Genomic DNA, 22,329 nt, shown 5'->3' on the forward strand with positions numbered 1-22,329 from the left:
GGGGATATCTCCGACTTAACTCAAAGATGCACCCCGCATTATCCATATCAACAGAATTGATCATGATCAATTTATTCAGATACCGGATCCCATAGGCTGGCGGCTGGATTTGCCTGAGGCCGGACGAAGGAACTCAGAATGCTCGGGAAGAAAGCAGCCATCGGTGCTGCGGCCGTATTGGGCGTGGCGGGTCTCGCCCTCTGGTTCGCGCTGCCGCCACGTCTGGCGGAGATCTCTCCGGGCTTTACCGAAGCGCCTGTCCCGGAGCTTATCGAGCAGGGACGATACATTGCCGAGCTCGGCGACTGCGTCGCCTGTCACACCGCCAGGGACGGCGAGCCCATGGCCGGGGGTCTGGCGCTCGAAAGCCCGATGGGCACGATCTATTCGACGAACATCACCCCGGACCGGGAAACCGGCATCGGCGAGTGGACCTTCGCCGAGTTCGACCGCGCCATGCGCCAGGGCGTCGCCGCCGACGGGCACAATCTCTATCCCGCGATGCCCTATCCCTCCTACGCGCGGATGACGGACGAGGACATGAGCGCGCTCTGGGCCTACATGACGGCGGGCGTCGCCCCGGTCGAGCGGGCCAACACGCCGACCGCGCTGCCCTTTCCGTTCAGCCAGCGCTGGGGGCTCTCCTACTGGAACGCCGTCTTCCTCGACGACCGGCAGTTCGTGGCCGACCCGGCCGAGGACGCCGGGTGGAACCGCGGCGCCTATCTCGTCCAGAGCCTCGGGCACTGCGGCGCCTGCCACACGCCCCGCGGCCTCGCCTTCCAGGAAGTCACCATGGACGAGAAGGGCCGCAACGGAGCCGACTTCCTCGCCGGCGCCCAGGTCGAGAACTGGAACGCGGTCAGCCTGCGCAACCTCTGGGACATCCCCGACATGGTGGAGCTGCTCAGGACCGGCCAGAACCGGTTCGCCACCGTCTCGGGCGGCATGGTCGACGTGATCTCGCACTCGACGCAGCATTTCACCGAGGAAGACCTGACGGCGATGGCCGTCTACATGAAGTCGCTGCCCTATGAGCGCACCGAGCCCGAGGTGCCCCTGACCCAGGAGGAGCTGGTCGCGGCCGCGACGGTGCCCGGGACCACCTACACCACGCCGGGCGGACTCGGCTACGCGCAGTTCTGCGCCGACTGCCACCGGCTGAACGGCCAAGGCGTGCCGGGGATCTTCCCGCCCTTCGTGGGCAACCACACGATCTCGGCCGAGGATCCGGCGACGCTTCTCCACATCACGCTCACCGGCTGGCAGACACCGGTCACCGCGACCCATCCGCGCAGCTTCCACATGCCGGGCTTCGCCCGCCTCGGCGACGACGAGATCGCCGCGATCCTGACCTTCGTGCGCGACAACTGGGGCGGCGGCGCGGGAGGCATCTCGACGAAGCAGGTGGCCGAGGCGCGCCGGAAGCTCGACCCCTCGATCGACGATTCCCGCTTCGAGACCCCTCGCATCGCGAGCATGCTCGCCGAGGACAACGCGGAACAGCTCGTGCACGGCATGCGGCTCAACGCCGAGACCCGCGACCTCCTGCCGGAGAACGTCGGGAACGGCCTCAACTGCTCGTCGTGCCACCTGAACGCCGGCACGGTCGCCGACGGCTCGCCCTACGTGGGCATCTCCGCGTTCTTCCCGTCCTACCAGAAGCGCGCGGGCAAGGTCATCTCGATGGAGGAGCGCATCAACGGCTGCTTCCGCCGCTCGATGAACGGCAAGCCGATCGACCCCACCGGCGACGACATGAAGGCCATGCTGGCCTATTTCGACTGGATGCGCGGCGAGACGAAGCCCGAGGACAAGGTCGAGGGCCGCGGAATCGGCAAGATCGACACGACGCTCACGCCCGATCCCGTCCGCGGCAAGGAGATCTATGCCGCGCAGTGCGCCGTCTGCCACGGCGCGGACGGCGAGGGCATCAGGGACGCCGCCGGCCGGATCATCTATCCCGCGCTCTGGGGCGCGTACTCGTTCAACATCGGTGCCGGCATGGCCCGGACGAACACCGCCGCCGCCTTCGTCAGGCAGAACATGCCGATCGCGGCGCACGGACAGTTCCCGCTCGGCCAGGGCGGCCTCAGCGATCAGGACGCGCTGGACGTGGCCGAGTACTTCTCGCACATGCCCCGGCCGGACTTCCCCGACAAGGTCGGGGACTGGCCGAACGACCCGAAGCCGAAGGACTCCCGCTACTGATGATGATGACCGCTCCCCCCGCCCGAGGCACCTCGGGCGGTCAGAGCACCCGGCATCCGCTCTCGCTGGCGCTCCGGGCTCGTGGCCGGGTCAGGTTTCCGCGCTCCGGGGTTAACGAAGCTTGCGATCCCCGTTAACGCGCAGGGAGGGTATCATTGACAATCAATCGCCTGACCCATCCGCGCAACTTGCGCAGCCAGGGCTCCGCAACCTCTCACGCCTCGGCGGCGACCCGGCCCGCGAGCAGGTCGTCGAAATAGGCGATGGTCTTCTTCAGCCCCTCCTCGAGGGCGACGGTCGGCTCCCAGCCGAGCACCGACCGGGCGCGGGTGATGTCGGGCTGGCGCTGGGTCGGGTCGTTCTCCGGCAGCGGCCGGTGCACCAGCTCGGACGCCGATCCGGTGAGCTCCAGCACCTTCTCGGCCAGCTCGCGGATGGTGAACTCACCCGGATTGCCGATGTTGATCGGTCCGGTCACGTCGTCGGGCGTCGCCATCAGCCGCACGAATCCCTCGATCAGGTCGTCGACGTAGCAGAAGCTCCGGGTCTGGCTGCCCTCGCCATAGAGGGTGATCGGCTCGCCCCGCAGCGCCTGCACGATGAAGTTCGACACCACCCGCCCGTCGTTCGGATGCATCCGCGGCCCGTAGGTGTTGAAGATCCGCACCACCTTGATGCGGAGCTTGTGCTGGCGGAGGTAGTCGAAGCACAGGGTCTCGGCGCAGCGCTTGCCCTCGTCGTAGCATGACCGCGGCCCGATCGGATTGACGTTGCCCCAGTACTCTTCGGTCTGCGGATGCTGGCTCGGATCGCCGTAGACCTCCGAGGTCGAGGCCTGGAACATCTTCGCCCGGGTCCGCTTGGCGAGACCGAGCATGTTGATCGCGCCGTGCACGGAGGTCTTCGTGGTCTGCACCGGGTCGAACTGGTAGTGCACCGGGCTCGCGGGGCAGGCGAGGTTGTAGATCTCGTCGACCTCCACATAGAGCGGGAAGGTCACGTCGTGGCGCATCAGCTCGAAGTTCGACGCATCCATCAGGTGCGCGACATTGGCCCGGCGCCCGGTGAAATAGTTGTCGACGCAGAGCACCTCGTTGCCTTCGGCGACCAGCCGCTCGCAGAGGTGGCTGCCGAGGAAGCCGGCGCCGCCGGTCACGAGAATCCGCTTCGAGATGATCCCGCCCATCCACTGTCTCCGCCTGTTTTCGGCTCCTCCTACCAGACCGCGCATCGGCGGGTAAATGACACTTGTGCAGCGCAGCGGAATTGCCGCTTGCTTTTATCCGCGCCGGAATCGATTCTGCGGCATGTGTTTCCTTACCCGGTATGAGGGAGTCCCCACCGCATGCTGGACGAGCAGGCGTCCTTCCCCGACATGACCATCGCCGACCTCGCCTCCCGCCCCGGCGACCGATCACCGATTCTCGTGACCGGCGCCCCGCGCTCGGGATCGACGTGGCTCGGCAACGTGCTCTGTCTCGCGCCAAACGTGGGATTCGTGCACGAACCGTTTAACCAGTACTGCTCGCAGGGCCTCTGCCGCGCCGATTTCCCGCATTCCTTCGTGCAGGTCACCGAGGAGAACGAGGCGCATTATCTCGAGGCGATGCGGGACACGCTGGCCTGGCGCTTCAGCCTGAGGGCGGAGCTTCGCGCCATCCCGACCCGCTCCAAACCGCGGCCGCCCCGCGCGCTCGCTCGCCTTGTGCGCGATTATGCCTACTTCGAGCAGATGCGCCGCAAGGACGCGCGGATGGTCATCAAGGATCCGATCGCGCTCTTCTCCGCCGACTGGATCGCCCGGCGCTTCGGCGCGAAGGTCGTGGTGCTGGTGCGCCACCCGGCGGGCTTCGTCGCCTCGATGCAGGCGGCGGGTTTCAAGATGAACTTCGAGGCGTTCAGCCAGCAGCCCGCGCTCATGGAGGGCCGCCTCGCGCCCTTCGCCGACGAGATCCGCGCCGCGCCGCGCCTCTCCCCGAGCCTCGAGGCGAACACCCTGCTCTGGCGCATCCTGCACCACCACATCGACCTGCTGGCCCAGGAGCACCCGGACTGGATCTTCGTGCGCCACGAGGATCTCTCGCGCGATCCCGAGACCGCCTTCCCGCCGCTCTTCGAACGGCTCGGGCTGCCGTTCACCGACGAGGTGAGGGCCGGGCTCACGCAGTTCACCAGCGACCAGCCGGCGATCGGGCGGTTCTCGCTCTTCGGCACCCGCCGGCGCACCATGCGCTCGAGCGCCGCCTCGATGCGTTCCTACCGCAGCCGTCTCACCCCGGAGGAGATCGCCACCATCCGGCGGCTGGCCTCGCCGATCTGGGAGCGTTTCTACGACGCGAGCGACTGGTAGGTCGCACGCCCCGCCTGGCGTTCCGCGCGCGGAACGTGCCCACCGGATCCGCGTGCGGAGTGCCTCGCAAGCCCCCCGCGCGCATCGGCAGAAGGACTAGCAGAGAGTGCCGGACCACTCGCACAACTTCGTCATCATCTATTCCGGCCGTACCGGATCGAGCCCCGTCGTCAATATCCTCGCCCGCCAGCCCGGGATCTGCGTGCCGGTGTTCGAGAACCTCGACCGCCGCTTCATCGGCGCCGACCGGACGGGCGAGATCCCCGGCATCCTCGACCAGGTGTTCGCCACCGGGGTGCTGCCCGGCGCGAACCTGCCCGAGCACCTGCCGCGGTTTCCCGCCGGCGAGACGCCCGCGAGCATCGGCTTCAAGTGGCGCCCGTTCGGCGACTGGGCGAAGGTCTGCGAGGTCCTGCGCGCGCGCGACGTGACGCTCTTCGTGCTCACCCGGCGCGACTTCGTCGAACTCGCGAGCAGCCTCTACATCACGAGCCACGGCAACAAGCTGCAGTCCGAGGTGAAGATCGAGAAGCACCCGCAGTTCGGCCTCGCCATCGGTGCCCGCGCCGCGGTGGAGCGCGAGGCGATCGAGCGGCTGCAGACCATGACCTTCCCGGTGCGGCCGCGGCTGCTCTATCAGGTGATGCGCCACCAGGCCGACATGCGCGGCCGGCTGCTCGATCTCGCCGCCGACGCGCACCAGCGCGGGGTGCGGGTGCGCTCGATCCTCTACGAGGACTTCACCGCCGACAACGCCGGCTTCATCCGCGGCCTGCTCGCCGAGATCGGCATGCCGGCGGGCGAGGTCGACACCACCACCGCCTTCGAGAAGGTGATGAAGGTGCCGGCGAAGTCGCGCCTCAAGCGGCTCGGCAGCTGGCTCCTGCTGCCACCGATCCGGCTGCAGATGCGGCGCTACACCCGCTACGGCCGGGATCTCGAGGCGCTTGGCCGCGCCAGCCGCGACGGCAGCCAGACCCCGGTCCGGCCGCGCCGGCCGGTGCAGGGTCTGGTCCACCTCGGAGGCTGAGGGGCGCTCAGCTCCGGCGCGCCGCGCGGGCCTTCGCGAAGGCGAGAAACGCCGCGTCGGGGCTGCGCAGCCGCGGCCGTCCGGTGGCATGCCAGAGCCGGAGCCACTCCGCCTCGAGATAATACGGGTCGAGCCCCGGGGCGGCGGCGCGCACCTCGTCGTGGACGTCCGCCCCGAGCCGGGGCCCCTCGCCGGGTGCGAGACCGCGGGCGCGCACCCGGACCACGTCGCCGGCATCGAGGGCGATGGTGTAGTCGGGCAGCCCGTTCTCCTCGACCATGTCGCGGATCATCTTGCGGAACACCCGGCGCGGGCTGGTGGATCCGGTCTTCTTCAGCAGCGTCTCGAGGCCCACCTTCCACTCCGCCTGCCGGCCGCAGTGCTTGCGCGCGATCTCGTAGACCCGCCGCTCGAGGGGCTTTCGCAGGTGGAAATAGTCGCGCGACAGCGTCAGGACCGAGCGGGCGAGGACCGAGCGGTAGATCCAGTCCGAGAGCGTGACGGTGACGAGGATCATCCGGCCGCCCCGCGCCTTGCGCACGATCTCCCAGCTGTCGAGCAGACCGAAGCCGCGGGTGGTCTCGATGCCGCCGGTCAGGATGTTGGTGACGATGCGCGTGCCCGAGAGCCGCTCGAAGGCCTCGCGCAGCCGGCGATAGCCGTCGCCGCTGGTGTCGCGGTGGGTGGCGGCCAGCAGGTCATGGGCAACGAGGCGCAGGGTGGGCGCCACCGGCCGCCCGGCGTTCAGCGCCGCCATGAGCTGGCTGATGCAGAAGATCAGCACGTCCTTGTCATGGATCGTCGCGAGCCCCTTCACCGAGGGCGTCACCTCGATCGTGGCGCCGGCATGCTCGTAGCGCAGGATCCGCCGGTCGGGCCGTGTCGCCAGGGTGAAGAGCGGATGCTCCATGGACGCCATGTCGTCCTTCGGCGCCGGCGAGGCGAGATCGCAGATGAAGAACCCCGGCAGCGCCGGAGTGATGCCGTCTGCCGTGGCCGCCGGCAGGCGCGAGTCCGCGCCCTGCCCCATGCTGCTCTGCCTCATGCCCATGAAACGGTGATCCCGTTTTCTATCGTGGTTTCGATGACGCCCGAGGGTAGGGAGCGCCTGCCCGTCGGGCAATCAGAGATTTCGCGGTTTCGGAATCGCTTTCCCGTGGTTTCGGAGTCGGGCAAACGTGGTTCCGGATTCACCCGAAGGGATCTCGGCCCGGAATCCGCCAGTCGACTCAAGGCGGTTGGCGGCAGCTCCGATCCGCGTAACACTCTATCTAACACGAGAATAACACCGGAAGAATTTCCCCACCCGCCACAGGCCCCCTGAAAAACCACCGGGAAACCCTGAAAACCGGCTGATCCGGCAGGAAAATCCGAATCGGATGCCGGAAAATCTTCCATGTACCGCGAATCTTGATACACTGCCGAAAACGCAGCACATGAGGCGCGAGCAGGATGGCCCAGACCCCGGACGAGGCGCTGCCTCCCTACTTCGGCATTTCCCCTGACGAGGCGTTGCGCGAGCTCGGCGGACCGGTCGGAACCGCCGACTTCGCCGAGATGGCGGCCCTCTGCGCCCAGGGCCGGGACGATCTCACCCGGCGCGGCCACAGCGAGGGCGGGGGCAAGCAGCTCCGGCCCTTCTCCACCTGGGAGATCACCAAATACCTGATCCCGGTCGCGCCGGCCCACTTCCGCCGGGTGCTCCGGGCAAACCCGGCCCTGCCGCAGGGACGCTCCGAGACCGAAGGCGGCGCCCGCTGGTTCAGCCTCGACGAGGTGCTGCGGCTCCGGGCGCACTTCGCCGCCGAGGGCTCGCGCGCCAAGCCCTACGCGCCGTGGCGCCCCGCGGGGCTGCCGGCGAAGATCGCCGCCATCGCCAACTTCAAGGGCGGGGTCGGCAAGACCTCGATGGCCGCGCATCTCGCCATGTCGGCGGCCCTCGACGGCTACCGGGTGCTCGTGGTCGACCTCGACAGCCAGGGCTCGATGACCTCGATCTTCGGCGGCACCGTCACCTCGGAATGGGACACGGTCTTTCCGCTGATCGCGCGGGACTACGCCCTCGGGCTGCAGGCCGAGAACCGCCGCCGGGCCGAGCGGGGCGAGGCGCCGCTGCCGCTCGAGGAAACCCTCGACGCGGCGCTGACGAAATCCGCCGACGACGTGATCCAGCCGACCCACTGGCCGAACATCGACCTGATCGGGGCGCAGCTGAACCTCTACTGGGCCGAGTTCCAGATCCCGGTCTGGCGCATGTCCCTGCGTGCCTGGAAGCTCTGGGAGGCGCTCGGCAACGCCTTCGAGCGCGACGGCGTGCTCGGGCGCTACGACCTCATCATCCTCGATACGCCCCCCGCCCTCGGCTACCTGACGATCAACGGCCTGACCGCGGCCGACATCCTGCTGGTGCCGCTCGGCGCGTCGTTTCTCGAGTTCGATTCCACCGGGCGCTTCTTCGACATGCTGCACTCGACCTTCCAGTCGATCGAGGACGGCGAGAACATGGCCGCGCGCGCGCTGGGGCGCCCGGAAATCCGCTTCGAGTGGGACGCGGTCCGGGCGGTCGTCACCCGCTACGACGCCGTCCAGCAGGCCGAGCTGGCCGGTCTGATGCAGGCCTACCTCGGGCGGCACCTCTCGCCCTACCGCCAGGACTTCACCGCGCTCGTCGGTCAGGCCGGCGAGCAGGCGGGCGGCATCTACGAGGCCGATTACCGCGACTTCAACCGCGAGACCTACGCCCGTGGCCGGCAGACCTTCGATCTCACCTATGCCGCCTTCAAGCGGCTGCTGCTGGCCGCCTGGCGCCGCGACGAACGCGCCGCCGCCGAACTCCGGGAGACCGCCTGATGGCCCGCCGCCGCCTGACCCTGGGCCCCACCCTCGGCCCCACTCCCGGCTCGGCGCTGGGGGACGCGGACGTTCCGCGCGCGGAACTCTCCCCTGCCCGACCGCTCGGCCTCGGGCCAGCGTCCGGGCCAGCAGCGCCGATCGCGCGCGTGGCCGCCGAGGCCGCCGGGGCCGCGGCGCTGCAGGAGCTCGCCGACAGTGTCGCGCGCGCCCGCGACACCGGGCGCATGGTGCTCGACCTGCCGCTTGGCGACATCGCCCCCGACCACCTCACCCGCGACCGGATCCCGGCCGAGGACGAGGACATGAGCGTGCTGCGCGCCTCGATTCGCGCCCATGGCCAGCGCACGCCGATCGAGGTGACGCCGCTCGTCACGGGTAACGGCACGGGCAATGTCACGGGCCTCATCCCGGGCAACGCGAAGGGCACCCTGCCCTACGGGCTCATCTCCGGCTGGCGTCGGCTCGCGGCGCTGAAGGCACTGCACGCGGAAACCGGCGAGGCGCGGTTTGCCACGGTGCAGGCGCTGGTGCGCCGACCGGAGACCGTGGCCGACGCCTATGTCACCATGGTCGAGGAAAACGAGATCCGCGTCGGGCTCAGCCACTACGAGCGGGCGCGGGTGGCGGCCCTCGCCGCGGCGCGCGGGGTCTTCCCCGACGAGGAGGCCGCCCTCAGGACGCTCTTTGCCAGCGCCTCGCGGCCGAAGCGCTCGCGGATCCGGTCGTTCCTCGAACTCTTCCACGCCTTCGACGACATCCTGCGCTTCCCCGCGCACCTGCCCGAGAGGCTCGGCCTCACGCTCGTGGAGCGGCTCCGCGCCGGTGGGCGCGACGAGATCGCCGCCGCCCTCGCCACGGCCGCCCCCGAGACGCCCGAGGCCGAGCTCGCGGCTCTGGGTGCGCTGCTGGCGCCGCCTCGGGCCGCGAAGCCCGCGCCTGAGCCGTTCCGCCCGGGCGTCACCCTCGAGACCCGGCTCAGGGGCCGCACGCTCAGCTTCGTGCTGAAGGGGCCGGGCGTCACCCCGGAGCTTCTCGAGGAACTGCGCGCCCGGCTCGGCTGAGACGTTCCGCGCGCGGAACGTCGACAGGGTTCCCCGGGTGGCCGGCTCCCGGCTCTCGCGGGACAGCCTTCTCGGGGGGCTTGCCGTCCGGCCCGCGACGTGGCATCCCCTCGCCTGCCCGGAGAGGTGGCCGAGTGGTCGAAGGCGCACGCCTGGAAAGTGTGTAGGCGGGGAACCGTCTCGAGGGTTCGAATCCCTCTCTCTCCGCCAGTTTCCCGTTTCTGAAGCCGCGTTTCGGATGTGGTCCCGCCGGGGGCGGGGCGTTCGTGCGCCCGGCCCCCGCCCCCGAGGAAGGCCCGAGAAAGGCTCGTGTCAGGCCCGGATCAGGCGAAGAGGAAGTCGGCCGCGGTCAGCCCGCCGACGTCTGCCACCCGGAACACGTCGTGCCCGGCCATGCCGCCCGAGGCGTGGCCGAGGTCGATGAGCGTGCCTTCGCGGCCAGCGACGTCGGCGTCGCCCCGGTCGAGCACGCCGTTGCCGTTCGTGTCGAGGTCGTCCCAGGCGAGCGGCAGCGCCTGGAGATCGATGCGGTCGCCATCGGCCGCGCGGAAGTCCTCGATCACGTCATGCCCGCTGTGCAGCGCGAAGACGAACCTGTCGGCGCCGCCGGTCAGCGCGAAGTCTGTCGTTCCCGCCGAGGCGGCGTAGCCGTCGCCCCAGAGCAGGTCATTGCCGTCACCGCCTGCGAGAGTGTCCGCGCCGCCAATGAGTGCGGCACCGGAGGCGGAATCCGCTGTGCCGTCACCGCAGAGCGTGTCATTGCCGGCGCCGCCCGTGAGGGTGTCGTCGCCGCCGATGAGGGTGGCCCGGCTGCCGCCCGCCGTCGCGACGCCGTCGCCCCAGAGCAGGTCATTGCCGGCGCCGCCTGCGAGGGTGTCGTCTCCGCCGGTGAGCCGGGCATTGCCGATGTAGACGGTGCTGACCGTGCCGTCGCCGTAGAGGACGTCCGCGTCCTTCCCGGCGAGGAGCAGGTCGGCCGCCCCGTCGAGCGTCGGATAGCCGATGCCGTCGCCGTAGAGGGTGTCCGCCCCGGCACCGGCGGTGAGGGTGTCGGCGCCGCCATGCACCACCTCGGCGATGCCGTCGCCGTAGAGCAGGTCATTGCCCGCGCCGCCCGCGAGCGCGTCGTGGCCACCGTCGACGATGCCGCGGGACCGGCCGAAGCCGGTGGTGCCGTCGCCCCAGAGAGTGTCGTTGCCGGCGCCGCCCGCGAGGATGTCGTCGCCGCCGATGACATGGCCGGTGGCGAAGGCGCCGGCAGCGATGCCGTCGCCGTAGAGCAGGTCATTGCCGCCGGCGCCGAAGAGGTTGTCCGCGTCCCCGGTCAGGGTCACGCTGCCGTTGGCCGGCGCGACGAGCGCGCCGTCGCCATAGAGCGTGTCGGGCCCGGGGCTGCCGATCAGGGTCTGGCTGGCGCGGAGAGCCGCTTCCGGGGCGTCGGCGAAGGCCGGCCCGCGAAGAAATGCGATTGTCATGAAAATCCCCTTCAAACTGTCCCCGAAGCTTACGCCCGGAGCGGTTCCCCGGCAGATCAGCCTTTTGGGGAAAGGGGATGGACAGAATTGCGGGGGCTACCGGGATTGCGAGGGCTGCCGGGCGCAACTCTTGTCCGGCAGGGACGTGGGCCCACCGGGATACGGGCCTGCGATGCCGCCCGACGTTCCGCGCGCGGAACGTCTCAGGAGTGTCTCAGGAGCGGTTCCAGCGGGTGGCGCGGGCGTGGGATTCCGGGCGGAAGGCTTCCTCGAGCATCCGCCGCGACCGGTAGCCGCGCATGGCGACGACGCCGCGGAAGGCGTCGAGGCGCTGGCGGGTGCCCGAGAGCCGGTCGCTGCCGAGGATGCGCGGGATCTCGGCGAGCGGCGAGCCCGCGATTGCCACGGCGTGGGCGATCCAGATCGCGCTGCTCTTCGTGGTCTTCGGCCGCATGCTCCAGAAGTGGCTCACGTGGCGGTCCCACTGCTTCCTGAGGGCCGCCATGCTGTCGCGCGCCGGGTGGCGCACCAGCGCGCCCGGCGCGAGGCGGGTGGGCCACCCGGCGGCGTCGGCGCGCTGGCCCCATTCCATGTCCTCTGAGACCGCGAGACCGGCGAAGAGGCCGACCGCGTCGAAGACCTCGCGCCGGACCGCGAGGTTCGCCGTGGCGGCGAAGCGGTGGCGGGCGATCGTCACTTCCTGGCGGATGCCATAGACCAGATCGAAGGCCTCGGCGACGTTCGGCCGTGGTCCGGCGGCGAAGATCGTCACCCGGCCGCCGAGGACACCGGTCTCCGGCTGGGCGGCGAAGGTCTCGAGCAGCGTCGCGAGCCAGCGCGGGTCGGCGATGCAGTCGGAATCGAGGAAGGCGATGATCCCGGCGCGGGCGAGGGCGATGCCGCGGTTGCGCGCAGGGCCCGGTCCCGGCTCCGGCTCGAGCACCAGCCGGGCGAAGGGGAAGTGCGCCACCTCGGCCGCGGGCAGCCGGCCCGAGCCGTTGTCGACGATGATGACCTCGAAGCGGTCTGGCGGCAGGGTCTGGGCGGCGAGCGAGGCGAGGCAGATCTCGAGCAGGTCGGGCTGGTTCAGGTGCGGGACGACGACGGAAATCTCCGGGCCGCCCGCTGCTGCGCTGTCCATGGTTCTCAAAATCCCCCGTCCACTCGTCACCCCGAAATACTGGCGCGCGAGCCTACCAGACCGGCCCGTGGCATCAAGGTCGGGGGCAGGGGAGCGACCCGATCAGGCCGTCGTGAACTGGAAACCGCGATCATGTTGCCGTGATCGGGTGTCCTGCCCGGTTGTTCCTGTCCGGGGCATCCCTGTCCGGCGTATCCCTGCCCGGGCCGGCGGATCAGTCCTTGCGGGCGGGGTGGGGCAGGGGAGGGTAGCCCTCGCGCCAGTCGGCCCGGGCGCGCCAGACGGTGCCCCACATCTCCGCCGCCTCCGCAAGGCCCTGACGGCCCGTCAGCCGCGCGAGGAGCCCGCCACTCGCCATCCGGCTCCAGGGCCACGCCTCGAGCAGCAGGACGCCCAGGGAGCGCTGCCAGGCGGGCAGGTGGCGCTTCACCACGGTGACGTTGGCCCTGAGCGTCATGATCTCGCGCGCCGCCCGGCGCGAGGAGGCACCGTGGAAGTGCACGATCTCCGCCTCGGGCGTCATGCGCGGCCGGGCGCCGAGGGCGGCGGCGCGCAGGCAGAGATCCTGTTCCTCGCCGTACATGACGAAGGTCGGGTCGAAGCCGCCGAGGCGCTCCCAGAGATCGCGGCGGATCAGGAAGAAGCTGCCCTGGACGATGTCGACCGGGCGCTCGTCGTCGCGCTGCCAGGCGCCCATCTCCTCGGGATTGAAGAGCGGGCTCTTGCGGAAGACGAGCGCGAGGCCGCTGGTGCGGCAGAAGAGGCTCCAGAGGGTGATCCGGCCGAAGACGCTGGCGGGGTTCAGGGTGCGGTCGCCGTTCAGCGTCCGGCCGCCCCAGATCAGCGCCTCGGGCGTGCGCTCGGCGAAGCCGACGATGCGGTCGATGGCGTGGTCGAGGACCAGCGTGTCGGGATTGAGCAGGAGCACGTACTTGCCGCGCGCACCGGCCGAGGCGACGTTGTTGCCGACGGCGAAGCCGTGGTTCTCCGGGCTCGCGATCAGGCGGAGGTCGGGGAAGGCCTCGGCGATCGCCTGAGCCGAGCCGTCGGGCGAGGCGTTGTCGAGGACGATGAGCTCGTAGGGCACGGAGGTCTGCTCGATGACGCTCGCGATGCACGCGATCGTCATCGAGCGGGTGTTGTAGCTGACGACCAGGACCGAGACGACGGGCTCGGCCGCCTTCGCCGCCTCGGGCAGGAAGGTCGGGGGGATCGGGGCAGGGGCCGGGGGCGTGGCGTCCGCCTCGGCTGCGGGGGCGTCGATCATGGAGCCGGCCTCCTCTCGGTCGGAAATGAATCGGGGGAGCTCGCGAGCGAGCCGGGCCGCGGAGGGGTTTACGGGCATGTGCCCGGCAATGTCTACCGGGTGGGACCCTTCACTCTGGCGGCCACTGGCCCTAGGGTGGCGAGTGCCACGCCACCTCCGCAACGGAACCGTGCAAAAGGTCGCCATCGTCGCAATGGCAACCCAAACTTGCCCGGAAAGGCAGCGGACAGGCGGCGGCGCGCGGGTTTCGAGGCGGATGTGAAGTTGTGGTTACGGGTGCGGAGAGGCGGGTGATGAAGCAGGACAACGGCATGACCGTCACGACTGCGACAGGAACGGCGGCAGGGGCTGCACAGGGGGCGGACAGGTCTCTCGCGCCGGTTACCCACTGGCGCGTTCACCTCGGGGCGCACAAGACGGCCACGACGCACCTGCAGGAGACCCTGACCCTCGTCCGGCCGGCGCTCGCCGCCCGCGGCCTCGACTACATCCCGAACCCGCTCCTGCGCGAGCGCCGGCTGGCGCGCGCGATCTGGAAGCGCCGGCCGCTCGTCCGGCTGCCGCTGATCGGGCCCTGGCAGATGCGCGAGGCGATCGAGGCGGCGGTGACGCCGCTTCGGCTCGGGCCGCAGACGGTGGTGCTCTCGGAGGAGAACATCCTCGGGGTCCCGGAGCAGGTGCTGCGGGTGCCGTTCTATCCGCAGGCGGAGCAGAGCGTCACCCGGCTCGCCATGCTCGGCTCGAAGGCGAAGCTCGTGCTCTTCCTGTCGATCCGCGGCTATGACGGGCTCCTGCCGTCGGCTTACGCCGAGTCGCTGAAGTTCCGGCCGCCCCGCGAGGGGGGCTTCAACCGGGCACGCCTGCTCGCCTCCCCGCCGAGCTGGTACGATCTCGTCGCCCTGATCCACCGCTCGGCGCCTGGGGTGCCGCTGCGGATCTGGCGCCAGGAGGACTACCGGGAGAACGCCCAGGCGATCATGGAGGAGGTCTGCGGCCTCGAGCTCGGGCCGCTGCCCGACATCTCGGATCCGAGCTGGACCCGCTCTCCCACGGCCGAGGGGATCCGGGCCGCCGAGGAGCTCGACCGCACCCTCACGATGGTGGAGCGGCGCCGGCAGGTGGGCGAACTCTACGCCACGGCCGGGGGCGAGCGCTTCCAGCCGTTCAGCGAGGCCGAGCGCAGCGAGCTGCGCGAGCGCTACGACGCGGATCTCGCGCGGATCGAGCGGGAGTTCCCGGGCGAGATCATGCGCTTCCCGGGCTGAGACCGGCGGCAGGACTGCCGCCTCGGCGGGCTTCATCGAAGAGGGAAGGGTGGGGCGCTTCACGCGACCGGCCGATGCCTCGGGGGCACCGGCCGGTACGGGAAGAGCGGGTATGGGAAGCTCCTTTCCCGCCACTTGCGGGAAAGGGGAAGCAGCTCAGAAGCCGGTCACGAAGGTCCGGCCGATCACCAGGAAGACCTCGTTCGAGTCGGCCGTCCCGTCCTGATTGCGGCTGCGGTAGGAGTAGCCGACCTGCGCCATCACCGCCTCGGTGATCTCGTGGGTGTAGCGCGCGGTCAGGGTGGTGCGCTTGATGCTGTTGTCGGGGCCTTCGAGGTCCACCTGCTCGGCCCAGGCGGCATTGAGCCCGATGCTCGACACCGTGTTGATTTCCTGGGTGATGCCGATGCCTGCGCCGGTGATGCGCTGGTCGTCGCCGCCGGAGCCGTTCGAGTAGTTCTGGAACACCTGACCGGCAAGCTGGGCGCGCGGCAGCCGGTAGATGGCGCCGAGGTTGCCCGACAGGCGGTTTTGCGGCGCCGCAGTGGTGTACTCGGCGTTGGCGAGGAAGGTGACGTTCTCGGTGATGTAGCGCATGTCGGTGCGCAGCAGCGGGCCGCTGTTGCTTTCGGTCGTCCGGTTCGAGTTGGTGAACGAGATGTCCTGCTTGCGCTCCCGGTCGGCATAGCCGATGCCGCCACGGATGCGGAAGGTCTCCGACCGCTCGTAGGCGAGCCCGGCATCGAGCGAGGTGGTGCGCACCTCGGTGCTGAGACCGTCGTCCGTGGCGGAATAGCCGTAACGGGCCGAGACCACGGTGGAGAGCACCGGGGAGACGTCGAGGTTCCAGGTCACTTCGCCGGACAGGCTGTCCCGCGGGGTGACGTTCACGCCGTCGTCGACGCTGGAATAGTCGATGGAGGTGCCGCGCACACGGAACTCGTAGCTCGACGGATCGTTCGAGCCGAGCACGAAGCCGACATTGCCGTCGATCCGGGTCTGGCGCGCCGTGCCGATGCCGTCGAGCGGCGTCGGGACCGGGTTGTCCACATCGAAGGTGATGATGTCGTCATCGACTTCGCTCGAGCGCAGGCGGAAGTTCGAATCGAACGCGGTGTTGGCGCCTTCCTGGTCGAAGGTCAGGTAGGCGGTGGAGGGCGACGCGACGACCACGTCGGTGCTCTCGTCCGCTTCCCAGAGCGGCCGGAAACCGGTGTCGATGCCGGCGCCGAAGGTCTGGGTGTCGGTGCGCTTCAGGAGATCGAGCGCGAGGCGGGTGTCGCCGTAGTACGACGTACCGGGCGAATCCCGGTCGAGGCGGTAGTTGGTGTTCGCCTCGATGCTCTGCGAGACGGTGGCGGTGAGGACCGAGGCACTGCCGTCAGGCACCTCGAACGCCGGCAGGTCGGGGCCGACGTTGCCGAGACCGAGGCCCATGCCCATCCCCTGGGCCGACGCGACGGTCGGCGCAAGGGCGGCTGCGGCGAGGGCGAGGGCGGCCGTCGTCGCGAAGCGGTTCTTCCGGGCCAGAGATGCGGCCAGAGGCGCGCGCAGAGTCCGGGTGGCGGCCGCCCTCGTCAGGGCGGCGAGAGGGCGGCGTGCCATGTCCGCCTCACTCGAAGAGGTGGCGTTCGGGGACGATGATCACGTCGCCTTCGCGCAGGGTGATCATCGACTGGATCGTGCCGCCACGCTCCACCGCGTTGTAATTGAAGAGATAGAGCCGCTCCTGGCCGGTCGAGGCGTCGGTCCGGCGAAGCTGGATGCGCTTGGTCGCCGCGAAGCGGTCGAGCCCGCCTGCGAGAGCGATCGCCTGCAGCAGGTTGGTGCCAACGCGCGCTTCGTGCTCGCCGGGGTTCGTCACCTTGCCCACCACGTAGATCGGGAAGGTCTCGCCGGTGTCCGAGACGCCGGTGATCGAGACGAAGACGCTCGGGCGCACCGCGAAGTTCGAGGCGAGCCGGTCGGCGATGGTGGCCTCGACGGAATCGACCGTGCGGCCGGAAGCCTGGATCGTACCGGCGAGCGGCACCGAGATCCGGCCGTCGGGCAGCACGAGAACGGTGCGGTTCAGGCTGTCGTCCTCAAGGACGGTGATCGCCAGCTGATCGCCGGGCTGAATGCGGTAGTTGGCGCTCTGAGCCCAGGCGAAGGGCGCCGAGAGCAGCATCACGACTGCCGCGAGAAGGGAAACTAATCTCATTGTTCTGCCTCTTGTCCCTCTTTGAGCCCTTTTATAGTCAGGGCCGCGGAGGGCGAAAGCGAAAACCGTCCCCCGGGGGCCGGGCCGGGCCGGCTGAGGTCCGGGGTCGTCATTTTTGCCACAGTGAGGCGGTTTTTTGCTGCCCGGGGCCCCGGGCAGCCGGGTTCCCGGCCGGATCCCGCCGGATCCCGTGGTGGCCGCGGCTGGACAAGGCGCGCCGGCTTCCCTTAGCGTCGTGGCCGTCTGGGGCTCCGCGGTACCGGGGGTTGCGGTACTGGAGTTGCGGTACGGGGCAGGGGGAGTTGGTGCAGCCGCCGGGCATGATGCCGGCGGACGGTGCATCGGTAACGATTTCATGGGTAGCAGATTGCGCAAGGTGATGGCGGTCGCCTCAGGCGGCGGGCACTGGGTCGAACTCAGGCGGGTCATGCCGGCTTTCGCCGACTGCGAGACGGTTTATGTCTCGACCGAGCCGGTAGCCGACGCCGACCTCGCGCCGGCACGCTACTATGCCGTCACCAACGTCACCCGCCGCGACCGGCTGAGCTTCGTGCGCATCGTCGCCGAGCTCGTGCGCATCGTTCGCCGCGAGCGTCCCGACGTGGTGGTCTCCACGGGCGCGGCGCCGGGGATGCTGGCGATCGCGATCGCCAAGCTCTTCTGCCGCAGCCGGACGGTCTGGATCGACACGGTGGCGCATACCGAGGGCATGACCCTCTCCGGGCGGCTGGTGCGGCCGCTCGCCGACGCCTGGCTGGTGCAGTGGCCGCATCTCGCGAAGCCCGGTGGCCCGGAATACTGGGGGTCGGTGCTGTGAGGGGTGGTGTGGCTGCCGCCGGAGTCGCCGCCGAAGTCCTCGGCGCTGAAATCTGCCGGGCTCCCGGGTGCGGGGAGGGGTGCCGGTGATCTTCGTCACCATCGGATCGATCTTTCCCTTCGACCGGATGATCCGGGCGATGGACGACTGGGCCTCGGCGGAGGGCCGGGGTGAGGAGGTCTTCGCCCAGATCGGCGACGGCAGCTTCGAGCCGCGGCACATGCGCTGGGTGCGCCGGCTCGACCGCGGCGCCTATGCCGAGGCGATGGCGAGCTCGCGGCTCATCGTCGCCCATGCCGGCGTCGGCTCGGTGGTGACCGCGGGCGAGCTCGGCAAGCCCATCGTGGTCATGCCGCGGCGCGCGGCGCTTGGCGAGCATACCTCCGACCACCAGGTCGAAACGGTGAGCTGGCTCCGGGGCAAGCCCGGGCTGGTGGTCGCCGACGGCGAGGCGGACCTGCCGGAGTGCATCGCCGCGGCCGCGGCGGCGGCGAACGCCGGGGCGCGGCTCGCCACAACGGCTGATACCGGGCTGATCGAGCGGCTTCGGCATTTCATCCACGGGTGACGGCACGGGCTGAGGGCACGGGCTGGAGGGCAGGCCCCCCCGGAGCGGCAGGTGGCCGCCCGCGTGCGCGCCTCTCCCACATCCCCCCCGGGAGTTCGTCCCGGTGTTCATCCCCCCGGGCTCTCCGATGTCTGCAGTCCGTGTTGGTCTCCGCCCGGCGACCCCCGGTCTGCGGGCACGGTGTCAGCGGAACTCCGGGGGGCGGTTGCGTTGACCAACACGGACTGCAGACATCGCCCCTTGCGAAAAGCCGAAAGGCGGACCCCTCGGCCCGCCTTGTCCATTGCGATCAGGTCTCTGCGCCGGGCGAGCTGTCCGGGCCGGACAGCCTCAGTAGCTGCCGTCCTTCTGGAACGGCACCACCAGCGTCCGGAACAGGATGCGGATGTCGAGCCAGAGCGAGTGGTCGCGGATGTACTCCACGTCGTAACGCACCCGCTCGCGACCCATGGCCACGCTTACGACCGGTCCGCGATTGCCGTTGATCTGCGCGAGCCCGGTGATCCCCGGCCGCACCGTGTGGCGCTGATGGTAGTTCGGCACCAGCTCCTCGATCGGGTGGCCGTCCACCTCGAGCGAGAGCGGATGCGGCCGCGGGCCGACGAGGCTCATGCGCCCGACGAGTACGTCCCAGATCTGCGGCAGCTCGTCGAGGCAGGTGCGGCGCAGGAACTTGCCCACCTTGGTGATCCGGTCGTCGTCGCGCGTCGCCTGGCGGCGGCCACCGATATCGGTGCCGTCCTGGCGCATGGTGCGGAACTTCGTGACCATGATGACCGAGCGGCCGGCGCCGAAGCGCGGCTGGCGGAAGAAGATCGGGCCGGGGCTGTCGAGGCGGACCGCCAGCGCGACCAGAAGGATCGCCGGCCAGATCGCAACGAGCAGCAGGAACGCCACCAGGCGGTCCATCACCGCCTTCAGCTTCCAGGAAAAGGACGAGGAGCCCCCCACGGGCCCCGATGTGATTTCCTGGCTTGCACCGTAGCCAGGGACGGACTCGAACTCCGAATAATGTGCCATGTCACCCACGCAAATCCACACCACGACCACGCACCTGACCGGATGCACGCGCCTGCGCCTCAAGCGATCCCGTGCGGAATTGCCCTGCGACCAGCTCGTTCACTTTCCCGGCAGGCGTCCCTCCAAATTGAATCAGATTTGGGTGAGTCACCCCCCTCACCGCGGCCCATTAAGCCATCCTTTACCACCAAACTCAATCAAATTTAATTGACGCCTTAATGACTTGGCTGGTGATCACCGGTCCCGGACGACTGCCGGACGGCAAAATCCCCACCAAATCAGGGGCGAGGCTGTCAGAGGCCATGTCGAGCGGCCTTTCCGGGGGGCGACAATCCTGCAACGGCGTCGAAAATTCCTGCAAATACGGGATCGGACCGCTGGCTTCACCTTTTTGGGGGATGATATGACCTGAGGAAGCCTGTATGAGAAAGGTCTGTGCCGGGGTGGGCGGTCAGTCGCGCGCCCCTACAAGTGTTTTTGGTGAATGCCCCGATTTTGGGGCCGGGTGGATGGGTGCATGAGTACGCTCAGGATCTACAACGAGCATTTCGGGCTGACCGAACGGCCGTTCACGCTCCTTCCCGACCCGGATTTTCTCTATTGGTCGGACAGTCATTCCCGGGCCTACACCATGCTGGAATACGGCATGCTGACCCATGCGCCGATCACGGTGATCACCGGCGAGATCGGCGCGGGCAAGACGACGCTCCTGCGCCATCTGCTGCGGACGCTGCCCGAGGAGTTCACCGTCGGGCTGATCTCGAACGCGCAGGGCAACCGGGGCGAGCTGCTGCACTGGGTGCTGATGGCGCTCGGGGTGCAGACCGATGGCTCCGCGACCTATGTACAGCTCTTCGCCCAGTTCCAGGATTTCCTCATCGAGGAGTATGCCGCCGGCCGGCGGACGATGCTGATCTTCGATGAGGCGCAGAACCTCTCCGTCGAGACCCTCGAGGAACTCCGGATGTTCTCCAACATCAACGCCGACAAGGACGAGCTCATCCAGCTCGTGCTCGTCGGCCAGCCGGAGCTGCGGGATCTGATCGCCCAGCCGCGCCTCGTGCAGTTCGCGCAGCGTGTGGCGGCGGAGTATCACCTGCCGGCGATGCCGGCCGACTCGGTATCGGCCTACATCAATCACCGGCTGAAGATCGCGGGCGCCACCCGGGAGATCTTCACGCCGGCGGCCTGCGAGTGCGTGCACCTCGCCTCGAAGGGCGTGCCGCGGCTCATCAACCAGATCTGCGACTACGGGCTGGTCTATGCCTTCACCGACGGGCTCGACACGGTGGATGCGGGCGTGATCGAGCAGGTGGTGACCGACCGCCGGCGTCACGGCAACCTTAAGATGGTAGCGGGCTGATTTCCGGAACCTGCGGTGCCATCGGCGGCCGCGGGGACCGGAACCCGGAAGATTTCGCGAAGGGATGAACGAGGGGATGCTGGGGAATTTCGACATCAAGTACGCATGGGCGGTGTTCAAGCGCCGGATGCCGTATTTTCTGGTGATCACCACGCTCTTTGCGGCGGTCGCCACCACCATCGCCTATGTCCTGCCGCCGGTCTACCAGTCCTCGGCGAGCCTGCTCGTCGAGCCGCAGCAGATCTCGGACACCACCGTGGCTGCCCCGGTCAATCCCTACGAGCAGATCCAGATCATCGAGCAGCGGCTGATGACGCGGGCCAATCTCTACGACATGGCCGGGCGCATCGGCCTCTACGCCGACCAGCCCGATCTTTCGGCCGGCGAGATCATCGGCGACATGAAGACCCGGATCGAGTTCATCGGCTTCCAGCCCGACCCGACGACGAAGCCGGGCGAGCCGGGGGCGACGATCATCGGCGTCAACTTCTTCGCGCCGACCCCGCCGCTCGCCACCAAGGGAGCGAACGAGCTCGTCTCGATCATCCTGCAGGAAAACACCCGGATGCGCACCGACCGGGCGAGCGATACCCTCGACTTCTTCAAGGGCGAGGTGACGCGGCTGACCGGCGAGATCGAGACCCAGTCGAAGAAGATCGCCGACTTCAAGACCGCGAACATCCAGGCGCTGCCCGACAGCCAGGATTCCCGCCGCGCCCAGCAGGAGCGCGGCCAGCAGCGGCTGCTCGACCTCGACCGCGAGGAAGCCTCGCTGAAGAGCCAGCGCGCCTCGATCGTCTGGGTGTTCGAGCGCACCGGCCGCGCCTCGGCGAACATGGCGCTCAGCCCCGAGGAAGAGGAACTGCAGACCCTGCAGAGCCAGCTCCTGCAGCAGCAGGCGATCTACAAGTCGACGAGCCCGCAGATCCGCGTGCTGCAGACCCGCATCGCCGCGCTGAAGCAGCTCGTGGAGCAGCAGCAGGCCGACCGCGCCGTGCCCTCGGCCGATGGCACGGCGGGCAAGCCGCTCTCCGAGCTCGACGTCGAGCTTGCGCCGCTCGACCAGCGGCTGGGCGACATCGCCGCGGAGCGCGGCCTGCTCGAGAAGCAGCTCGCCGACCTCGACACCGCCCAGCAGGCGACGCCGCAGAACGAGATGGTGCTGAACGACCTCGAGCGGCAGCTCCAGAGCCTGCAGACCCAGTACACCAACGCGGTCAGCTCCCTCGGCCAGGCGCAGCAGGGCGAGAAGATCGAGGTGATGTCCAAGGGCCAGCGCTTCACCCTGATCGAGGCGCCGTTCGACAGGAACGTGCCCGTGAGCCCGCAGCGGGTGCTGATCTCCGCCGCCGGCCTCGTGGGCGGCCTCGGCGCGGCGCTCGGCTTCGTCGTGCTCTGGGAAATGCTGAACCGCTCGATCCGCCGGCCGGTGGAACTGAGCCAGCGCCTCGGGATCCAGCCGATCATCACCATTCCCTACATCCGCACCGCCGGCGAGCGTCGCTGGCGCCGATGGGCGGTGGTGGGCGCGATGCTGCTGATCATCGTGGCGATCCCGGTCATTCTGCTGATGATCCACACCTACTACGAGCCGCTGGACCAGCTGATCCCGGGCCTCGGCTAGGAAGCCCGGACAGGGAACAGAGGCCGGCCCACCGAGCGCGTGGACCGGCGGCCCGAAGCGGAGGATACTTGCCGGTCACGG

At 69.3% G+C, this 22,329-nt stretch carries 18 protein-coding genes and 1 tRNA gene; 11 read left to right on the plus strand and 8 right to left on the minus strand.

Annotation, left to right across the window (positions count from 1 at the left end; genetic code table 11):
* The first annotated feature begins 138 nt into the window (after positions 1 to 138).
* Positions 139 to 2,211, plus strand: coding sequence for a c-type cytochrome (locus HNP73_RS21480; protein WP_184155024.1), 2,073 nt, complete (start codon positions 139 to 141; stop codon positions 2,209 to 2,211).
* A gap of 214 nt (positions 2,212 to 2,425) precedes the next feature.
* On the opposite strand, the gene HNP73_RS21485 is transcribed toward HNP73_RS21480, so the two are convergent.
* On the minus strand, positions 2,426 to 3,397 hold the full coding sequence (locus HNP73_RS21485; RefSeq protein ID WP_184155027.1) for a UDP-glucuronic acid decarboxylase family protein: 972 nt from the start codon (positions 3,395 to 3,397) through the stop codon (positions 2,426 to 2,428).
* A gap of 159 nt (positions 3,398 to 3,556) precedes the next feature.
* Between HNP73_RS21485 and HNP73_RS21490 the strand changes: the two genes are divergently transcribed.
* Both HNP73_RS21490 and HNP73_RS21495 read left to right on the plus strand, forming a co-directional pair.
* A complete protein-coding gene (locus HNP73_RS21490) occupies positions 3,557 to 4,561 on the plus strand; it encodes a sulfotransferase family protein (RefSeq protein ID WP_184155030.1) in 1,005 nt (334 codons plus the stop codon).
* A 106-nt stretch (positions 4,562 to 4,667) separates the two neighbouring features.
* Complete coding sequence (locus HNP73_RS21495) at positions 4,668 to 5,591, plus strand: hypothetical protein (protein WP_184155033.1); 924 nt, start codon at positions 4,668 to 4,670, stop codon at positions 5,589 to 5,591.
* A 7-nt stretch (positions 5,592 to 5,598) separates the two neighbouring features.
* On the opposite strand, the gene HNP73_RS21500 is transcribed toward HNP73_RS21495, so the two are convergent.
* Complete coding sequence (locus tag HNP73_RS21500) at positions 5,599 to 6,642, minus strand: replication initiator protein A (protein WP_246400021.1); 1,044 nt, start codon at positions 6,640 to 6,642, stop codon at positions 5,599 to 5,601.
* Positions 6,643 to 7,043: 401 nt separating this feature from the next.
* On the opposite strand from HNP73_RS21500, the gene HNP73_RS21505 reads away from it, so the two are divergent.
* The 3 genes from HNP73_RS21505 (at position 7,044) to HNP73_RS21515 (ending at position 9,715) form a co-directional block, all read left to right on the plus strand.
* A complete protein-coding gene (locus HNP73_RS21505) occupies positions 7,044 to 8,441 on the plus strand; it encodes an AAA family ATPase (protein WP_184155036.1) in 1,398 nt (465 codons plus the stop codon).
* Entirely contained in the window at positions 8,441 to 9,505 is a 1,065-nt protein-coding gene (locus tag HNP73_RS21510) for a ParB/RepB/Spo0J family partition protein (RefSeq protein WP_184155039.1), read from the plus strand. Before HNP73_RS21505 ends, HNP73_RS21510 begins: the two co-directional genes overlap by 1 nt.
* Before the next feature lie 120 nt (positions 9,506 to 9,625).
* Positions 9,626 to 9,715 (plus strand) — tRNA-Ser (locus HNP73_RS21515).
* Positions 9,716 to 9,828: 113 nt separating this feature from the next.
* Here HNP73_RS21515 and HNP73_RS23790 read toward each other — a convergent pair.
* The 3 genes from HNP73_RS23790 to HNP73_RS21530 all read right to left on the minus strand — a co-directional run bounded on the left by HNP73_RS23790 (position 9,829) and on the right by HNP73_RS21530 (position 13,388).
* Complete coding sequence (locus tag HNP73_RS23790) at positions 9,829 to 10,980, minus strand: calcium-binding protein (protein ID WP_184155042.1); 1,152 nt, start codon at positions 10,978 to 10,980, stop codon at positions 9,829 to 9,831.
* A gap of 214 nt (positions 10,981 to 11,194) precedes the next feature.
* Positions 11,195 to 12,121: a glycosyltransferase family 2 protein gene (locus HNP73_RS21525; RefSeq protein WP_184155046.1), complete on the minus strand. Its 927-nt coding sequence runs from the start codon at positions 12,119 to 12,121 to the stop codon at positions 11,195 to 11,197.
* A 214-nt stretch (positions 12,122 to 12,335) separates the two neighbouring features.
* Entirely contained in the window at positions 12,336 to 13,388 is a 1,053-nt protein-coding gene (locus tag HNP73_RS21530) for a glycosyltransferase family 2 protein (protein WP_184155049.1), read from the minus strand.
* A gap of 293 nt (positions 13,389 to 13,681) precedes the next feature.
* On the opposite strand from HNP73_RS21530, the gene HNP73_RS21535 reads away from it, so the two are divergent.
* Positions 13,682 to 14,653: a hypothetical protein gene (locus tag HNP73_RS21535; protein ID WP_184155052.1), complete on the plus strand. Its 972-nt coding sequence runs from the start codon at positions 13,682 to 13,684 to the stop codon at positions 14,651 to 14,653.
* Positions 14,654 to 14,809: 156 nt separating this feature from the next.
* Here the strand turns inward: HNP73_RS21535 and HNP73_RS21540 are convergent, their stop codons facing one another.
* The gene (locus tag HNP73_RS21540; RefSeq protein ID WP_184155055.1) at positions 14,810 to 16,258 is read right to left on the minus strand and encodes a hypothetical protein; all 1,449 of its coding nucleotides are present in this window, start codon (positions 16,256 to 16,258) and stop codon (positions 14,810 to 14,812) included.
* A gap of 7 nt (positions 16,259 to 16,265) precedes the next feature.
* On the minus strand, positions 16,266 to 16,856 hold the full coding sequence (locus HNP73_RS21545; RefSeq protein WP_184155058.1) for a polysaccharide biosynthesis/export family protein: 591 nt from the start codon (positions 16,854 to 16,856) through the stop codon (positions 16,266 to 16,268).
* Between the two features lie 355 nt (positions 16,857 to 17,211).
* Here HNP73_RS21545 and HNP73_RS21550 point away from each other — a divergent pair, with 355 nt between their 5' ends.
* Positions 17,212 to 17,673, plus strand: a complete 462-nt coding sequence (locus HNP73_RS21550; protein ID WP_184155061.1) for a UDP-N-acetylglucosamine--LPS N-acetylglucosamine transferase — start codon at positions 17,212 to 17,214, stop codon at positions 17,671 to 17,673.
* An 85-nt stretch (positions 17,674 to 17,758) separates the two neighbouring features.
* The gene (locus tag HNP73_RS21555) at positions 17,759 to 18,241 is read left to right on the plus strand and encodes a glycosyltransferase (RefSeq protein ID WP_184155064.1); all 483 of its coding nucleotides are present in this window, start codon (positions 17,759 to 17,761) and stop codon (positions 18,239 to 18,241) included.
* Between the two features lie 330 nt (positions 18,242 to 18,571).
* On the opposite strand, the gene HNP73_RS21560 is transcribed toward HNP73_RS21555, so the two are convergent.
* Positions 18,572 to 19,150, minus strand: a complete 579-nt coding sequence (locus tag HNP73_RS21560; protein WP_184155067.1) for a sugar transferase — start codon at positions 19,148 to 19,150, stop codon at positions 18,572 to 18,574.
* A 628-nt stretch (positions 19,151 to 19,778) separates the two neighbouring features.
* Here HNP73_RS21560 and HNP73_RS21565 point away from each other — a divergent pair.
* Together HNP73_RS21565 and HNP73_RS21570 are read left to right on the plus strand one after the other, a co-directional pair.
* Positions 19,779 to 20,624, plus strand: coding sequence for an ExeA family protein (locus HNP73_RS21565; RefSeq protein ID WP_184155069.1), 846 nt, complete (start codon positions 19,779 to 19,781; stop codon positions 20,622 to 20,624).
* Between the two features lie 76 nt (positions 20,625 to 20,700).
* Entirely contained in the window at positions 20,701 to 22,248 is a 1,548-nt protein-coding gene (locus HNP73_RS21570; RefSeq protein ID WP_184155071.1) for a GumC family protein, read from the plus strand.
* Positions 22,249 to 22,329: the final 81 nt, after the last annotated feature.

Origin of the sequence: Amaricoccus macauensis, from assembly GCF_014201905.1 — a bacterium.
GTDB classification, from domain to species: domain Bacteria; phylum Pseudomonadota; class Alphaproteobacteria; order Rhodobacterales; family Rhodobacteraceae; genus Amaricoccus; species Amaricoccus macauensis.

What these genes read in the sequence shown, in the direction of transcription:
- HNP73_RS21480 (WP_184155024.1), top strand. Translation starts at nt 139, where the DNA reads ATGCTCGGGAAGAAAGCAGCCATCGGTGCTGCGGCCGTATTGGGCGTG.
- HNP73_RS21485 (WP_184155027.1), bottom strand. Translation starts at nt 3,397, where the DNA reads ATGGGCGGGATCATCTCGAAGCGGATTCTCGTGACCGGCGGCGCCGGC.
- HNP73_RS21490 (WP_184155030.1), top strand. Translation starts at nt 3,557, where the DNA reads ATGCTGGACGAGCAGGCGTCCTTCCCCGACATGACCATCGCCGACCTC.
- HNP73_RS21500 (WP_246400021.1), bottom strand. Translation starts at nt 6,642, where the DNA reads ATGGGCATGAGGCAGAGCAGCATGGGGCAGGGCGCGGACTCGCGCCTG.
- HNP73_RS21505 (WP_184155036.1), top strand. Translation starts at nt 7,044, where the DNA reads ATGGCCCAGACCCCGGACGAGGCGCTGCCTCCCTACTTCGGCATTTCC.
- HNP73_RS21510 (WP_184155039.1), top strand. Translation starts at nt 8,441, where the DNA reads ATGGCCCGCCGCCGCCTGACCCTGGGCCCCACCCTCGGCCCCACTCCC.
- HNP73_RS23790 (WP_184155042.1), bottom strand. Translation starts at nt 10,980, where the DNA reads ATGACAATCGCATTTCTTCGCGGGCCGGCCTTCGCCGACGCCCCGGAA.
- HNP73_RS21525 (WP_184155046.1), bottom strand. Translation starts at nt 12,121, where the DNA reads ATGGACAGCGCAGCAGCGGGCGGCCCGGAGATTTCCGTCGTCGTCCCG.
- HNP73_RS21530 (WP_184155049.1), bottom strand. Translation starts at nt 13,388, where the DNA reads ATGATCGACGCCCCCGCAGCCGAGGCGGACGCCACGCCCCCGGCCCCT.
- HNP73_RS21535 (WP_184155052.1), top strand. Translation starts at nt 13,682, where the DNA reads ATGAAGCAGGACAACGGCATGACCGTCACGACTGCGACAGGAACGGCG.
- HNP73_RS21540 (WP_184155055.1), bottom strand. Translation starts at nt 16,258, where the DNA reads ATGGCACGCCGCCCTCTCGCCGCCCTGACGAGGGCGGCCGCCACCCGG.
- HNP73_RS21545 (WP_184155058.1), bottom strand. Translation starts at nt 16,856, where the DNA reads ATGAGATTAGTTTCCCTTCTCGCGGCAGTCGTGATGCTGCTCTCGGCG.
- HNP73_RS21550 (WP_184155061.1), top strand. Translation starts at nt 17,212, where the DNA reads ATGGGTAGCAGATTGCGCAAGGTGATGGCGGTCGCCTCAGGCGGCGGG.
- HNP73_RS21560 (WP_184155067.1), bottom strand. Translation starts at nt 19,150, where the DNA reads ATGGACCGCCTGGTGGCGTTCCTGCTGCTCGTTGCGATCTGGCCGGCG.
- HNP73_RS21565 (WP_184155069.1), top strand. Translation starts at nt 19,779, where the DNA reads ATGAGTACGCTCAGGATCTACAACGAGCATTTCGGGCTGACCGAACGG.
- HNP73_RS21570 (WP_184155071.1), top strand. Translation starts at nt 20,701, where the DNA reads ATGCTGGGGAATTTCGACATCAAGTACGCATGGGCGGTGTTCAAGCGC.